Annotated in this window: 11 protein-coding genes; 9 read left to right on the top strand and 2 right to left on the bottom strand. The window is 62.6% G+C overall.

What is annotated here, in order from left to right; translation table 11 throughout:
• Positions 1 to 284: 284 nt before the first annotated feature.
• The gene (locus tag FQ746_RS24520) at positions 285 to 1481 is read right to left on the bottom strand and encodes a M20 aminoacylase family protein (RefSeq protein WP_144112244.1); all 1197 of its coding nucleotides are present in this window, start codon (positions 1479 to 1481) and stop codon (positions 285 to 287) included.
• Positions 1482 to 1656: 175 nt separating this feature from the next.
• Between FQ746_RS24520 and FQ746_RS24515 the strand changes: the two genes are divergently transcribed.
• Both FQ746_RS24515 and FQ746_RS24510 read left to right on the top strand, forming a co-directional pair.
• On the top strand, positions 1657 to 3792 hold the full coding sequence (locus tag FQ746_RS24515; RefSeq protein WP_144112242.1) for a molybdopterin-dependent oxidoreductase: 2136 nt from the start codon (positions 1657 to 1659) through the stop codon (positions 3790 to 3792).
• 89 nt (positions 3793 to 3881) lie between these two features.
• Complete coding sequence (locus tag FQ746_RS24510) at positions 3882 to 5555, top strand: long-chain fatty acid--CoA ligase (protein ID WP_144112240.1); 1674 nt, start codon at positions 3882 to 3884, stop codon at positions 5553 to 5555.
• A gap of 147 nt (positions 5556 to 5702) precedes the next feature.
• Here FQ746_RS24510 and FQ746_RS24505 read toward each other — a convergent pair whose 3' ends face one another.
• A complete protein-coding gene (locus FQ746_RS24505; protein WP_144112238.1) occupies positions 5703 to 6872 on the bottom strand; it encodes a porin in 1170 nt (389 codons plus the stop codon).
• A 302-nt stretch (positions 6873 to 7174) separates the two neighbouring features.
• On the opposite strand from FQ746_RS24505, the gene coq7 reads away from it, so the two are divergent.
• The 7 genes from coq7 (at position 7175) to murF (ending at position 14970) form a co-directional block, all read left to right on the top strand.
• Entirely contained in the window at positions 7175 to 7810 is a 636-nt protein-coding gene (gene coq7, locus FQ746_RS24500) for a 2-polyprenyl-3-methyl-6-methoxy-1,4-benzoquinone monooxygenase (RefSeq protein ID WP_144112236.1), read from the top strand.
• 537 nt (positions 7811 to 8347) lie between these two features.
• Positions 8348 to 8776, top strand: a complete 429-nt coding sequence (gene mraZ / locus FQ746_RS24495; RefSeq protein ID WP_144112234.1) for a division/cell wall cluster transcriptional repressor MraZ — start codon at positions 8348 to 8350, stop codon at positions 8774 to 8776.
• A 15-nt stretch (positions 8777 to 8791) separates the two neighbouring features.
• A complete protein-coding gene (gene rsmH, locus FQ746_RS24490) occupies positions 8792 to 9745 on the top strand; it encodes a 16S rRNA (cytosine(1402)-N(4))-methyltransferase RsmH (protein ID WP_144112232.1) in 954 nt (317 codons plus the stop codon).
• Positions 9742 to 10092 (top strand): cell division protein FtsL, encoded by a 351-nt coding sequence (gene ftsL, locus FQ746_RS24485; protein ID WP_144112230.1) that lies wholly within the window; start codon positions 9742 to 9744, stop codon positions 10090 to 10092. Before rsmH ends, ftsL begins: the two co-directional genes overlap by 4 nt.
• The gene (locus FQ746_RS24480; RefSeq protein WP_144112228.1) at positions 10089 to 11954 is read left to right on the top strand and encodes a peptidoglycan D,D-transpeptidase FtsI family protein; all 1866 of its coding nucleotides are present in this window, start codon (positions 10089 to 10091) and stop codon (positions 11952 to 11954) included. Before ftsL ends, FQ746_RS24480 begins: the two co-directional genes overlap by 4 nt.
• Positions 11951 to 13546: a UDP-N-acetylmuramoyl-L-alanyl-D-glutamate--2,6-diaminopimelate ligase gene (locus FQ746_RS24475; RefSeq protein WP_144112226.1), complete on the top strand. Its 1596-nt coding sequence runs from the start codon at positions 11951 to 11953 to the stop codon at positions 13544 to 13546. The genes FQ746_RS24480 and FQ746_RS24475 overlap by 4 nt, the downstream gene beginning before the upstream one ends.
• On the top strand, positions 13543 to 14970 hold the full coding sequence (gene murF, locus FQ746_RS24470) for a UDP-N-acetylmuramoyl-tripeptide--D-alanyl-D-alanine ligase (RefSeq protein WP_186310827.1): 1428 nt from the start codon (positions 13543 to 13545) through the stop codon (positions 14968 to 14970). The genes FQ746_RS24475 and murF overlap by 4 nt, the downstream gene beginning before the upstream one ends.

Below are 14970 nucleotides of genomic sequence, written 5' to 3'. Positions count from 1 at the left end.
CGAGTCGGTCCCACCCCTTCCCATCCCGAACAGGACCGTGAAACGACTCCACGCCGATGATAGTGCGGATTCCCGTGTGAAAGTAGGTAATCGTCAGGCTCCCCAGCAGCAACAGAAACCCCACCCGTCAACGGTGGGGTTTCTGCGTTTACGGCCCAGATAAAAACGGCCCAAATAAAAGCCAACGAGCAATAGCGTCAACAAGGCAGAAAACGAGACCAAAACGACCGGCACCGTTTCCATCAAGCATTCAGCCAGTCGACCAATCTCTAAACAACTCTCCTCTACTTCTCCAACCGAAGAAACCGCTGCGCCAGCCTCACCCAATAAGTGGCCCCAAGCGGCAACAACTCATCATTAAAGTCGTAGCTCGCGTTGTGCAACATACAGGGGCCCGTACCGTGCCCTGACTCCCGATGCCCACCGTCGCCGTTGCCCAAGAACGCGTAGCAACCTGGCTTCGCCTGCAGCATGAAGGAAAAATCTTCGGCACCCATCGTCGGCTCGACGGCGTCGTCGACATTGTCAGCGCCCGCTATTTCCTTCATGACCTCCGCTGCAAATCTCGCCTCAGCACCACTGTTAATAGTCGGTGGGTAATTCCGATGGAATTGAAAATCGACCGTACAGTCGTATGCATCAGCCGTACTTTCGACGATCTTACGCATCCGCGTTTCAATCAGATCAAGCGCCTCGGTCGTGAACGTTCGCACCGTGCCGGCTAGCCACGCCTCGTTTGGAACGACATTGACAGCGTCCCCGGCGTGAATCTGAGTGATGGATAGCACCGCGGTATCCAGAGGTTTCTTGTTCCGGGTGATCACGCTCTGCAGTCCATTCGCAATCTGCACCGCGGTGAAAACCGGGTCGCGTCCGTTGTGAGGCAACGCTGCATGCGAGCCCACCCCTTTGATCAGAATCCGGAATTCGTTGCTGGACGCCATAATCGGGCCTTCCCTCACGCCAAAGTGCCCCGCCGGCATGCCCGGCCAGTTGTGGATGCCGAATACCGCATCGACGGGAAACCTGACGAACAGTCCGTCTTCGATCATGGCCCGAGCGCCGGCGCCCCCTTCCTCCGCCGGCTGAAAGATAAACACGATAGTGCCGTCGAACTCACCATGCCTCGCAAGATAACGGGCTGCCCCAAGCAGCATCGCAGTGTGTCCGTCGTGGCCGCAAGCGTGCATCTTGCCGTCGTTCTGCGAACGGTGATCGAAGCTATTGAGTTCCTGAATCGGCAGCGCGTCCATGTCGGCCCGCAAGCCGATCGAGCGCGAACCGCTTCCGCGCTTCAACACACCCACGACACCGGTTTTACCCAAACCACGGTGTGTTTCGATCCCCCAGGACTCCAGACTTTTCGCGACGAGATCCGCCGTCGCGGTTTCTTCGTAACGCAGTTCGGGGTGGGCGTGAATCGTCCGGCGGAGCGCCTGGATCTCGCCGTGCGCGGCCTGAATTTCGGGAATGAGTTTCATGATGGGAGTAAAAGTGCGATGTGCTTTTGCTTGCGGAGGATCGCTCGGGGCCGCCTGGCCCGGGCACGTTGAAAGCCGATTCTACGCTGAACCCATTTTTGGCGGCACATGCCGGCTAACGCGCGGGCCGTAATAGAATCCCGCATTGCCCACCGGTTTGACGGACCCATCGCCGATGAATGCTCCTTCCGAATTCGCTCGAGCGGTTTGCCCGCACGATTGCCCGGACACGTGCGCGATGCGCGTCGTGCTCGACAATGGCCGTGCCATCAAGGTACTCGGCGACCCCGATCATCCTCCCACGCAAGGCGCGCTATGCACGAAAGTCAGCCGTTATGCCGAGCGCGTCTATCACCCGAACCGCTTGACCACGCCGATGAAGCGCGTCGGCCCCAAAGGCGAGGGACGCTTCGAGACAATCAGCTGGGACGAAGCGTTGACCATCGCCGCAACCCGGCTCGCAGAAATCGCGGTTCGCGCACCGGAAGCCATCGTCCCCTATAGCTACGCCGGCACGATGGGCCTCGTGCAAGGCGACAGCATCGCGCAACGCTTCTTTCACAAGCTCGGCGCGTCGCAGCTCGATCGGACCATCTGCGCAGCCGCCGGCGCCGCTGGCCTGAAGTACACCTATGGCGCGAACATCGGCATGCACAGCGAGTTTTTTGCCGAGAGCGAGGTCATTCTGATCTGGGGCGCCAACCCGATCGCTTCGAATCTGCATTTCTGGACCCGCGCACAGGAAGCCAAGCGGAACGGCGCGCGCCTGATCGCGATCGATCCATACCGCTCGCTGACCGCGGAAAAATGTCATCAACACATTGCGCTCAGACCCGGCACGGACGGCGCCCTGGCGCTCGGCCTGATGCACGTGCTGATCGTCGAAAACCTGCTGGATCACGCGTACATCGCCGCTCATACGGTAGGCTTCGACGAGCTCAGCGCCCGCGCGCTCGACTATCCGCCCGCGCGCGTGGCGGACATCTGCGGGATCGAAGCGCAAACCATCGTGGACCTCGCGCGCCTCTACGGCAGCACGAAAAAAGCCGCGATCAGGATGAACTACGGTCTGCAGCGAGTGCGAGGCGGCGGCAACGCCGTCCGCGCGATCGCCAGCCTGCCGTCTTTGACCGGAGCGTGGCTCGAACGAGCGGGTGGCGTGTTGCTGTCATCGGGCGGATGGGCGCCGGTCGATTCCCACGCGCTGCAACGTCCCGACCTGATGCCTGGATGGCCGGCCAAAATACCTCGTGTCATCAATATGAATGCGATCGGCGACGCGCTGCTGCACCCGGGCGACACCGAGTTCGGTCCCAAAGTCGAAGCCGTGATCGTCTACAACTCGAACCCGGTGGCCGTCGCGCCCGACTCGGTGCGTGTCGCCGAAGGCTTCGCCCGGGACGACCTGTTCACCATCGTGCTCGAGCATTTTCAGACCGACACCGCCGACTACGCCGATCTGCTTTTGCCGGCCACGACGCAACTCGAGCACCTCGACGTGCACAAGTCATATGGCCACACGTACGTCATGCTGAACGAGCCGGCGATCGCGCCACTGGGGGAAGCGCGCCCCAACACGGAAATTTTTCGGGGCATCGCGCGGTACATGGGGCTTGACGAGCCCGCGCTGTACGAAAGCGACGAGGCCGTGGCACAGGCGGCATTTCGCTGGCAAGACCCGACGCTCGACGGAGTCGATTGGGCATCGCTGAAAAAAACCGGTTGGGCACAACTCAAACTAGCTGACGCACCGTTTGCCGAAGGCGGCTTCCGCACGCCGTCGGGCAAATGCGAGTTCTATAGTGAGCGGCTCGCCCAGCAGGGACTCGAGCCGCTGCCCGATTACCTCGCGCCCTACGAATCAGCCGACGGCGCGCCCGAACTTGCCGCTCGCTACCCACTCGCGATGATCTCGCCGCCGGCGCGCAATTTCCTCAACAGTACTTTCGTCAACGTCGAAAGTCTCCGTTCGACCGAAGGCGAACCGCACCTCGACATGCATCCGCTCGACGCGCGATACCGCGAGATCGTCGACGGCGAGCAAGTGCGCATCTTCAACGATCGCGGTTCGATGCAGGCTCGCGTACGCGTCACCGATCGAGCGCGCGAAGGGCTCGTGGTCGGCTTGTCGATCTGGTGGAAAAAACTCGCGCCGGATGGTTGCAACGCCAATCAGGTGACGAGCCAGGCGCTCACCGACCTCGGCGGCTCGGCCACTTTTTACGATTGCCTCGTCGAAGTCGAGGCCGCCCGAGCGCCGCGCGAAAGCAGCACGAAAGCCGCTCACCGCGGGTTGGAGGCCGCCGTCTAACCGCACCCTTTTTCGCGAATTGCACCGAGGTGCCCATGCTACGATGCGTTTTTAGCACGACCATTCGAAAATAAAGGAGGAGACGCTGCATGGACAAAATCTGGCTGAAATCTTATCCGCCCGGCGTTCCCGCAGAAATCGATACGAGCCGTTATACGTCGGTCGGTCAACTGCTCGAAGAGGCCTTTCGCGAGCATCGCGCGAAACCGGCGTTCACCTGTATGGGCGCAGAGATCAGTTACGGCGAACTCGATGCGCTTTCACTCAAACTCGCTGCGTGGTTCCAGACAAAGGGGCTCGCCCGCGGCGCCCGCATCGCGATCATGATGCCGAACGTGCTGCAGTATCCCGTGGCGATCGCGGCGATTCTTCGAGCGGGTTATGTGGTGGTGAACGTCAATCCGCTTTACACGCCGCGCGAACTGGAACATCAGCTCAAGGACAGTGGCGCCGAAGCAATCGTTCTGCTGGAAAACTTCGCCGTCACCTTGCAGGCGATCGTGCGCAATACGGCCATCAAGCATGTCGTCGTCGCGGCAATGGGCGATCTGATGGGGCTGAAAGGCACGCTGGTGAATTTCGTCGTGCGCCGCGTGAAAAAGATGGTGCCCGAGTGGAGCTTGCCGGGTCACGTCAAGTTCAATACCGCGATTGCCGAAGGTGGCCGGCAGAGTTTCAAGCCGGTTCAGCAGGGTCCGGACGACATCGCTTTTCTCCAGTACACCGGCGGTACGACGGGTGTCGCCAAAGGCGCGACGCTGCTGCACCGGAACCTGATCGCCAACGTGCTGCAGTCCGAGGTCTGGCTCGACCCGGTGCGCGCGAATCGTCCGGATATCGGCCAGTTCATCACGGTCGTCGCGCTGCCGCTTTATCACATCTTTGCGCTCACCGTTTGCGGGCTGCTGACGATCCGCACCGGCGGTCTGGGCTTGCTGATTCCGAATCCGCGCGACATACCCGGCACCATCAAGGCGTTGGAGGGCTATCCGATCACGACTTTCCCCGCCGTTAACACGCTCTATAACGCACTGTTGAACAGCCCGGACTTTCACAAGCTCGACTTTTCCAAGCTGATCGCGGCAAACGGCGGCGGTATGGCCGTCCAGGAAGCCGTCGCCAAACGCTGGTTCGAACTTACGCGTACGCCGATTATCGAGGGCTACGGTCTGTCGGAGACCTCGCCTTGTGTGACCTGCAATCCGGCCACTGTCACCGAATATAGCGGCACGATCGGCTTGCCGATGCCGTCCACCGAGGTGTCGATCCGTGACGACGAAGGCGTCGAAGTCCCGCTCGGTCAACCGGGTGAAATTTGCATCCGTGGTCCGCAGGTGATGGCGGGCTACTGGAATCGTCCGGATGAAACGGCCAAGGTCATGACGCCCGACGGCTTCTTCAAATCGGGCGATGTCGGCGTGATGAACGAGCGCGGTTACGTCAAGATCGTCGATCGCAAGAAGGACATGATTCTGGTGTCGGGCTTCAACGTCTACCCCAACGAGATCGAAGACGTGGTGGCGAAATTGCCGGGCGTGTTCGAAGTGGCCGCGGTCGGCGTGCCCGACCAGAATTCCGGCGAAGCGGTGAAGCTCTTCGTCGTGAAGAAAGACCCGGCGCTGACGGACGCCGACGTGTTCGCCTATTGCAAGCTGCAGTTGACCGGTTACAAGTGCCCGAAGACGATCGAGTTCCGCACTGAACTGCCCAAGAGCAACGTCGGCAAGATTCTGCGTCGCGAACTACGCGACGGTCGCGCCTAGACCGCACGCACGGCAACTCTCAAAAGGCCCGGCAGACCATCAGCCTGCCGGGCCTTTTGATTTCTGCGCCCAAACCGAACCCATGCCGGGCCAATAAAAAAAGGCGCCCGAAGGCGCCTTTGAGGAAAACTGCTTTTTTACGACTTATTAGAACTTGTGGCGAATACCGACGCGAGCCGTGAACTGGTTCTGGTTCGACGAACCCGTCAGACCGTTGATGCCAGCCGTTGCGTCGACCGTTGCGCCTGCTGCATTGACCGTATCGCCCAGAGCGTGCTGGTAGACACCCGTCACGTACACGTCGGTACGCTTCGACAGGAAGTAGTCCACGCCAACTGCGCCTTGGTGGTACTGAGCACGCGAGCCGCCGTTGATTTCAGCACCGCGCGTGTAGTCATACGCGGCGCCGACCAGCAATGCCGGGGTCAACTGATACTTGAAGTTGACTTCGCCGTTGTTGAACGTAGCCGACTGACCGCGGAACGGCGAAGCGTACGACGAGCCCAGGTTGCCGAAGCGAACGTTCGAGTACGTCACGCCGACCGTTGCCGCGCCGAACGTGTAAGCACCGCCTGCGCCGATCACTTGATACGTGTTAGCCGAAGCGAAGCCAGCGTAGACCGGCGACGTGACTGCTGCGTTTGCTGCTGCAGCCGTACCGCCGTTGTTGAACAGGCCGCCCGAAGCTGCCGGCGTACGTGCGTTCAGGTAACCCACGCCGAGAACGAGGGGACCGTTGTTGTAGCCAGCGCCCAACGACCAGATCTGGTTCGACGTGATGTTGCCAGCGACGCCGCCGAAGCTGTACGTGCCGCCGAACGTCAGGCCGCCGTAGTTTGCGCTCGTGTACTTGACCGTGTTGTTGGTGCGGTACGCGTTGTTGAAGTTGTCCAGGTCACCCGGGTGAGCGGCGATGTAGCCACCCCATTGGTCACCCGCTTCCAGCGGACCGACATAGTCGACCACGGAGTCGTATTGACGACCCAGCGTCACCGTACCCAGCTGGCTCGACAGACCCACGTAAGCCTGACGACCGAACATCAGGCCGCCTTGACCCAGCTTGCCGTTGTTCACGTCGAAGCCGTTTTCCAACACGAAGATTGCCTTCAGACCGCCGCCCAGATCTTCCGTGCCACGCAGGCCCCAACGCGAGCCTTGCAGAACACCGCTGGACAGGTTGTACAGGTGCTTGCCACCTGCATTGGTGTTGATGTTGAAGCCTTCGTCAATGATACCGTACAGGGTCACGCTGCTCTGTGCATGTGCGACGCCTGCGAATGCGCCCAGTGCTGCGAGAGCGAGAAGCGACTTTTTCATCGAATGATCTCCAAGGATTACGAATCTTTTGTACAAGGCGAATATTTGTGTAGCGTTGAGGCCTTGCTTGTCCAACTTCGCGAGAAGTTGCACGTAATGTAACAAAAGGCATACATGGCACAAAGCAAAAGGAAGCTCCCAGGAAGGCTCCTGTTACGTTTACGCAACATGGTCTAAAATCAAAAACCGGCCGTCTGGCCGGTACGGATTCCGGCTTCCCGCAACGCCGTTTTCCGCCCGCAAAGCCTTGTCAGGCGGACCTCTCGGTCTGGCAAAAAAGTTGTTGGATAAGGGAGTGCTGAATGTTTCTCGACGAGTTGATCAACGAGTTTGATCGGGGTTTACGCTCAATGACGGGCGTGTCCCGGATGAGTCGTCCATTGCCGGTTCCGCAAGAATCGCTAGCTGCTCAAGCGCCGGAATTGTCGCCGGCCGAGCGCGCTCATGCGGCAGGTCTGATGCGGGTCAACCACGTGGGCGAGGTCTGCGCTCAGGCGCTGTACCAGGCTCAGAAACTCGCGACGCGATCACCTTCGTTGCGCGCCGTGTTCAATCACGCCGCAATCGAAGAAGAAGACCATCTGGCCTGGACGGCGAAACGGCTCGAAGCACTCGACTCGCGGCCGAGCCTGCTCAATCCCGTGTGGTACACCGGCGCATTGGCTATCGGTTTCGCCGCAGGCCGTCTTGGCGACCGGGTGAGTCTTGGCTTCATGGCCGAGACCGAACGTCAGGTCGAGCAGCATCTGGATCAGCATCTCGACGAGTTGCCGGCCGCCGACCACGAGTCGCGCGCCATTGTCGAGCAGATGCGGGTCGACGAAGCCGGTCACGGCAAGGCGGCGATGGATGCCGGCGGCGTCGAATTGCCGTTCCCCGCGCGTGCGCTCATGCGCGCGGTGTCGAAGGTGATGACGCGCACCGCCTATTACATATAGAAGGGGAAAACCCGCACAACCGCACGCGAATTCTCCAGCCTGATTTTTACCGATCAAGGTGAGAAAAAGTACTCGATCAGGCTAGTTTTACCTATTGCTGGAAGTGGGACGGCGCACCCCGCGCCGATCCCCGATTTACCCCGTAACGCCCTCCAACTCCCGCGAATCGCCCGCCACGTTCTCTTACATTCCACGCTGTTCCCCCACACTTTTCACGTATCACCTTCACAAGTGCTACTAGCTCATTCATTTATAACGGTTTTCCGTTTTATGCGCGACGTGAAGGAGTCGCGCTAAGTCCTTGTTCTAGCAAACAAAATTCGCCTGAAAAGCGTGGTTCTCCCTTGACCCCTGTTTAGCCTTACTCTAAAGTGGGAGACAGTGTGAGAAAGTGTATTTTTGTGTGATCTCACGAGCAGTTTCGGGTAGATTTTTACGAATCGAGTCGCCGGCGCAAAAACGCCGCAGAGCAACCAGGTTGCAGGGGACCGAAGTTGGACGCCAACGCGCCAACACCGGTCGACAGGGGAGAACGAAGTGTTCCAAGGGGCGTCGGCGCTGACACTCGATGCGAAAGGGCGGATGTCGATCCCCTCTCGCTATCGTGACGCGCTGCAAACACAGGCAGAGGGCCGGGTGACGATCACCAAGCACCCGGACGGCTGCCTGCTGCTCTTTCCCCGCCCCGAATGGGAAGTCTTTCGCGACAAGGTCGACAAGCTTCCCATGAACGCCGCCTGGTGGAAACGCATCTTTCTCGGCAATGCCATGGACGTCGACATGGACGGTGCGGGCCGCGTGCTCGTGTCGCCGGAATTGCGCACGGCCGGCGCGCTGGAAAAAGAAGTGACGCTGCTCGGCATGGGCCGGCACTTCGAATTATGGAATGCACAAACCTACGCCGAGAAGGAACAGGCGGCGATCGCCGAGGGCATGCCCGAAGCGTTGAAGAATTTCACGTTCTGATCGCGGCTCACATATATGGCACCTGCGATGGGAAACGAATTGCAGCATCGCACGGTGCTGCTGGAAGAAGCGGTTGGCGCGCTGGTCACGCGCGCGGACGGCGTGTATGTGGACGGTACGTTCGGGCGCGGCGGTCATAGCCGGCTGGTGCTGGAGAAGCTGGGCGACGCGGGGCGGCTCATCGCGTTCGACAAGGACCCGCTTGCCATCGCTACGGCGGAGAAAATCGCCGACTCGCGCTTTGGCATCGTGCACGAGAGTTTTGCTTCACTGCGCACCGCGGTTGCGGAGCGCGGCGTTGGTCGGGTGTCGGGTGTGTTGCTGGATCTGGGCGTGTCGTCGCCGCAAGTCGACGACCCGGAGCGAGGTTTCAGTTTTCGCGCCGACGGCCCGCTCGACATGCGGATGGATCCCACGCGCGGCGAGTCCGCGGCTGACTGGCTGGCGCGGGCCACGGTGCAGGAATTGACGGAGGTGATACGAGATTATGGGGAAGAACGGTTTGCTTTTCAGATTGCAAAGGCGCTTGTTGCTCGCCGGGCAGAGTCCGACCGTCTTGGGCCTCTCGTCAGCACGGGCGAGCTTGCCCAAATCGTGGCTAACGTCGTCAAGACCCGTGAGAAGGGCAAGGATCCGGCAACCCGCACCTTTCAAGCTATACGGATTCACATCAATCAAGAGCTTGCGGAGCTGCAAGTCGTTCTAGAAGCAGCGCTGTCGCTGTTGGAGCAAGGGGGGCGGCTGGTGGTCATCAGCTTTCATTCGCTCGAGGACCGGATCGTCAAGCGATTCATGCAGGCGCACGCAAGTACGCCTACGGTGGATCGCCGCCTTCCTATTCGCGCCGTCGACCTGCCGAGCCCTCCGCTCAAAATCATCGGCCGCGTGTTCGCGAGCGACGCTGAAGTCGCCGCCAACCCGCGCGCCCGTTCTGCCGTGATGCGCGTGGCGGAGCGGATCGCACCATGAACCGCCTCAATATTCTCCTGCTGATCATCGTCATGGGCTGTGCTTTGTCGGTTGTGAATGCAACCAATCAGCAGCGTCAGATATTCATCCAGTTGCAGCGCGCGCAATCGCAGGAGCGTCAGCTCCAGCAGGACTACTCGCAGCTTCAATATCAGCAGAGCGCGTTGTCGAAGACCTCGCGCATCGAGCAGATCGCCACCGACTCGCTGAAGATGCAAGGCGTCACCACCGGCCGCACCCAATACCTCACGCTCGACCCGGGCGCCGCGAAGGCCGAGGACGCACCCATCCCGACGTCCGGCCCCGCCTCGACCCCGGCAGCCACTACCCGCAAAGGCACGCGATGAAAAAGTCGCCGGCCCGCAAGAGCGTCGCCTTCTCGGCCAACCCGATCCTGTCGGTGCGCCTGCCGATGTGGCGCTCGAAACTCGTCGTGTTCCTGCTGTTCATGGCGTTCGTCGCGCTCGCCGCGCGCGCGTTCTGGATTCAGGGTCCGGGCAACGCGTTCTATCAGAAGCAGGGCGAAATCCGCTATCAGCGCCGTCTGGAGTTGCCGGCCACGCGCGGCAAGATTCTCGACCGTAACGGACTCGTGCTGGCCACGAGTCTGCCCGTGCGCGCCATCTGGGCGATTCCCGAATCGGTGCCGGACGACCTCGGCGCCGACAAGCTGACCGAACTCGGCAAGCTGCTCGGCATGACCGGCAAAGAGCTGCGCTTCAAGTTGTCCGAAGACAAGACCTTCGTCTACGTGAAGCGTCAGGTGCCGGTCGACGTCGCCGAGAAAGTCACCGCGCTCGACATCCCCGGCATCTACGCGCGCGACGAATACAAGCGCTTCTATCCGGAAGGCGAGATCACGGCTCACCTGATCGGCTTCACCAACGTGGAAGACGAAGGCCAGGAAGGTGTCGAACTCGGCGACCAGAAGCTGCTGGCCGGCGTGTCGGGCAGCCGCCGCGTGATCAAGGACCGCATGGGCCGCATCATCGAGGACGTGGACGAGCAGGTCGTGCCGCACAACGGCCAGGACGTGGACCTGTCGATCGACAGCAAGATCCAGTACATCGCGTACACGAACCTGAAAGCCGCGGTCGAGAAGTTCAAGGCCAAGGCCGGCGCCGCGATGGTGATCGACGTGCAGACGGGCGAAGTGCTCGCGCTCGTCAACTACCCGACCTACAACCCGAACGACCGCACCCACCTGACCGGCGACCAGTTGCGCAACCGCATTCTGACCGATACGTTCGAGCCGGGCTCGATCATGAAACCGTTCACGATCTCGCTGGCGCTAGATCTGCATCGCGTGACGCCGAACACGCTGGTCGACACCGGCGGCGGCCGCTTCGTGCTGGACGGCGCGCCGATTACCGACGACAGCGGCTTCGGCGTGCTGACGGTGGGCGGCGTGATCCAGAAGTCGAGCAACATCGGCGCGACCAAGATTGCGATGCAATTGCGTCCGGAAGAAATGTGGAACATGTACACGAGCATCGGCCTCGGCCTCGCGCCGAAGGTCGGCTTCCCGGGCGCGGCGGCTGGCCGTCTGCGTCCGTGGAAAAGCTGGCGGCGCATCGAGCAGGCGACCATGTCGTATGGCTACGGCCTGTCGGTGTCTCTCTTCCAGTTGGGCCGCGCCTACACCGCCATCGCCCACGACGGCGAAATCATGCCGGTGTCGATTTTCCGCACGCCGGGTAATCAGCCGGCCACCGGTCCGCAAATCTTCGCGCCGACCACCGCTCGCGAAGTACGCGCGATGCTCGAAACCGTCGTGGCGCCGGGCGGCACGTCGCCGGACGCAGCCGTGCCGGGCTACCGCGTCGGCGGCAAGAGCGGTACCGCGTACAAGCATGGCGCGCATGGTTACGATCACTCGAAGTACCGCGCGTCGTTCGTCGGCATGGCGCCGATGCCGAATCCGCGCATCGTGGTCGCCGTCTCGGTCGACGAACCGACGGCGGGCAGCCACTTCGGCGGTCAGGTGTCGGGTCCGGTGTTCTCGTCGATCGTCGGCGATACGCTGCGTTCGCTGAACGTGCCGCCGGACATGCCGGTCAAGCAGATGGTGGTGTCGGACGACTCGGCGCCGACCGTGGCTAATACGCCCGCTACGCCGACCACGGTCAAGAAACTGTCGACCAGTGCCGGCGCGAAGAAGATGACCATCTCCGCGAACGCGAAGAATCACCCCGGAGTCGTCCGATGAGCGCGTTGCGTCAGGCCCATCCGGCGGCCCGGCAGATCGCCGATGCGCTGACCTGGCTGCACGAGCGCGTGCAGCGAGGCGCGCATCTGCACGCCGACACGCGCTCGCTCGCGGCTGGCGACGTGTTCTTCGGCTATGCGGTCGACGGCGCGGACAACCGCGCGTTCATCGGCAACGCGTTCGACAAGGGCGCGGCCGCCGCGCTGGTTCAGCCCGAAGGTTTCAGCGGCCAGCCCGATGCATCCACGACACTCGCGGTGCCCGCGCTGAACGAACTCGCCGGTTCGATCGCCAGTGCCTGGTACCAGGATCCGAGCGACGGCATGCTGGCCATCGGCGTGACCGGCACCAACGGCAAGACGTCGTGCAGCCAGTGGATTTCGACCGCGTTGAGCGCGCTCGGCACGCGCTGCGCGATCATCGGCACGCTCGGCACGGGGTTGCCCGGCCAACTCGTCCACACCGGTTTTACGACGCCGGACGCGCCGCAGTTGCAGCGCAGCCTCGCGCAACTGCGCGACGCGGGCGCGCAGGCCGTGGCCATGGAAGTGTCGTCGCACGCGTTGCATCAGGGGCGCGTAAACGGCACGTCGTTCGATATCGCAGTGTTCACGAATCTGACGCAGGACCATCTCGACTACCACCACACCTTCGAAGCCTACGAAGCGGCCAAGGCGCGCCTGTTTGCGTGGCCGGGTCTGCGTGTTGCCGTGATCAACCGTGACGATGCCGCCGGCCGACGTCTGCTGGACAGCACGCGGGGCCATGCTCGCACCATCGCTTACGGCATTGGCGACGAGCCCGTCGCCGACTCAACAAAAGACACGCTCGAAAAGGCCCGCCAGGTCACGCCGAACCCCGCACCGGCCCACGCCTGGCTGAACGCGTCGAACGTGCGCGCCACCGCAACCGGCACGGCCTTCCACCTGAGCACGTCCGACTGGGGCAATGCCGAAGTCGAAGTGCAAACGCTCGGCGCGTTCAACGTGAGCAATCTGCTCGGCGTGCTCGGCGCGTTGCTGGCCGCGAACGTGCCGTTCTTCGTCGCGCTCGCCGAACTGGCGAAACTCGAACCGGTGAACGGCCGCATGCAGCGCCTCGGCGGCCGTCTGCAAAACGACGAACCGCTGGTCGTGATCGATTACGCACACACGCCCGACGCGCTCGAAAAAACGCTCGAAGCGCTGCGCCCGATGGCGACCGCGCGCGGCGGCGAACTCATCTGCATGTTCGGCTGCGGCGGCGACCGCGACGCCACCAAGCGTCCGCTGATGGGCGCGATCGCCGAGAAACTCGCCGACGGCGTCGTCGTGACCAGCGACAACCCGCGCAGCGAAGACCCGCAAGCGATCATCGAACAGATCGCCGCCGGCATGAACGACGCGTCTCGCGCGCGCCGCATCGAAGATCGCGCCAGCGCGATCCTGCAGGCGATCCGCGGCGCCGCGCGGGAAGACGTCATCGTGCTGGCCGGGAAGGGGCACGAAGCAACACAGGAAATCATGGGTAAGAAGCGCGCATTCTCCGATCAGGACCACGCCCGTCTCGCGCTCGCCGCGCGGGCGACGCATGCACGCGGAGGTGGCGAATGACCCAGCGAGGTATCGAGATGTTCACGCTGCGTGAAGCCGCCACACTGATTCCCGGCGCCACCGTGCTCGGCGACGACACCGTCGGCTTCGACTGCGTGTCGACCGACAGCCGCCGCGTCGGCCCCGGCGACCTGTTCGTCGCGCTGAAGGGCGATCGCTTCGACGCGCACGACTTCCTCGCCGAAGTCGCATCGCGCAACGTGACGGCGGTGCTGGTGTCGCGCACACCGGGCGACTGGCGCGTGCCGTCGTTGCAGGTCGCCGACACGCGCGTTGCGCTCGGCGCGCTCGCGCGCGGCTGGCGTCGCAAGTTCGACATGCCGCTGGTGGCGGTCACCGGCAGCAACGGCAAGACCACGGTCAAGGAAATGATCGCGTCGATTTTCGCGGCCGCGGTCGGCGACGACGCGCGCCTCGCGACCGCGGGCAACTTCAACAACGACATCGGTCTGCCGCTCACGCTGTTCCGTCTGCGCGAGACGCACCGGCTCGCCGTGGTCGAACTCGGCATGAACCATCCGGGCGAAACTTCGCTGCTCGCGCAGATCGCCGAACCCACCGTGGCCGTCGTCAACAACGCGCAGCGCGAGCATCAGGAATTCATGGCTACCGTGGAAGCCGTCGCGCTCGAACATGCGAGCGTGATTCATGCGCTCACGCCGGCAGGCGTCGCCGTGTTCCCCGCCGACGACGCGTACGCGAGCATCTGGCGCGTCGCGGCCACCGGCAACCGCATCATCGATTTCGCGCTGAACGACGCCACCCGCGTCACGCCCGCCGCCGTGCAGGGCACGTTCAGCGGCAATCTTCTGAGCATCGACACGCCGGACGGTCATCTCGACGTCGCCCTGCAAGTGCTAGGCAATCACAACGCGCACAACGCGCTGGCTGCGACCGCTGCCGCACTCGCCGCAGGCGTGTCGCCCGACGCGATCAGGCGCGGTCTCGAATCGTTCGGCGCGGTCAAAGGCCGACTGCAGGTGAAGCGCGGCGCGCTCGGCACGCTCGCCGGCGCGACCGTGATCGACGACACCTACAACGCGAATCCCGATTCGATGCGCGCCGCGATCGACGTACTCGCGTCGTGCGCATCGCCGCGCGTGCTGGTGATGGGCGACATGGGCGAGGTCGGCGACAACGGTCCCGCGTTTCATCGCGAGATCGGCGCGTACGCGAAAGAACGCGGTATCGACGCACTGTATGCGCTGGGCGACGCTTCACGCGACGCCTGCAGCGCGTACGGCGCGAGCGCGCATCACGTGACCGATGTCGGCACGCTGGTCGCGCAATTGCAGCAGGCCGGTTTCGGCGCCGCTGCAACGTTTCTCGTGAAAGGCTCGCGCTTCATGCAGATGGAGCGCGTGGTGGACGCCGTGACGAGTCCACAACCCAACGCAGCGGGCACGACGCCCGCTGCACATTGA

Source organism: Paraburkholderia sp. BCC1886, from assembly GCF_900996245.1.
Classification (GTDB): Bacteria; Pseudomonadota; Gammaproteobacteria; order Burkholderiales; family Burkholderiaceae; genus Paraburkholderia.
Note: the sequence above shows the minus strand (reverse complement) of the source record. Positions and strands in the feature narration are given on the sequence as shown.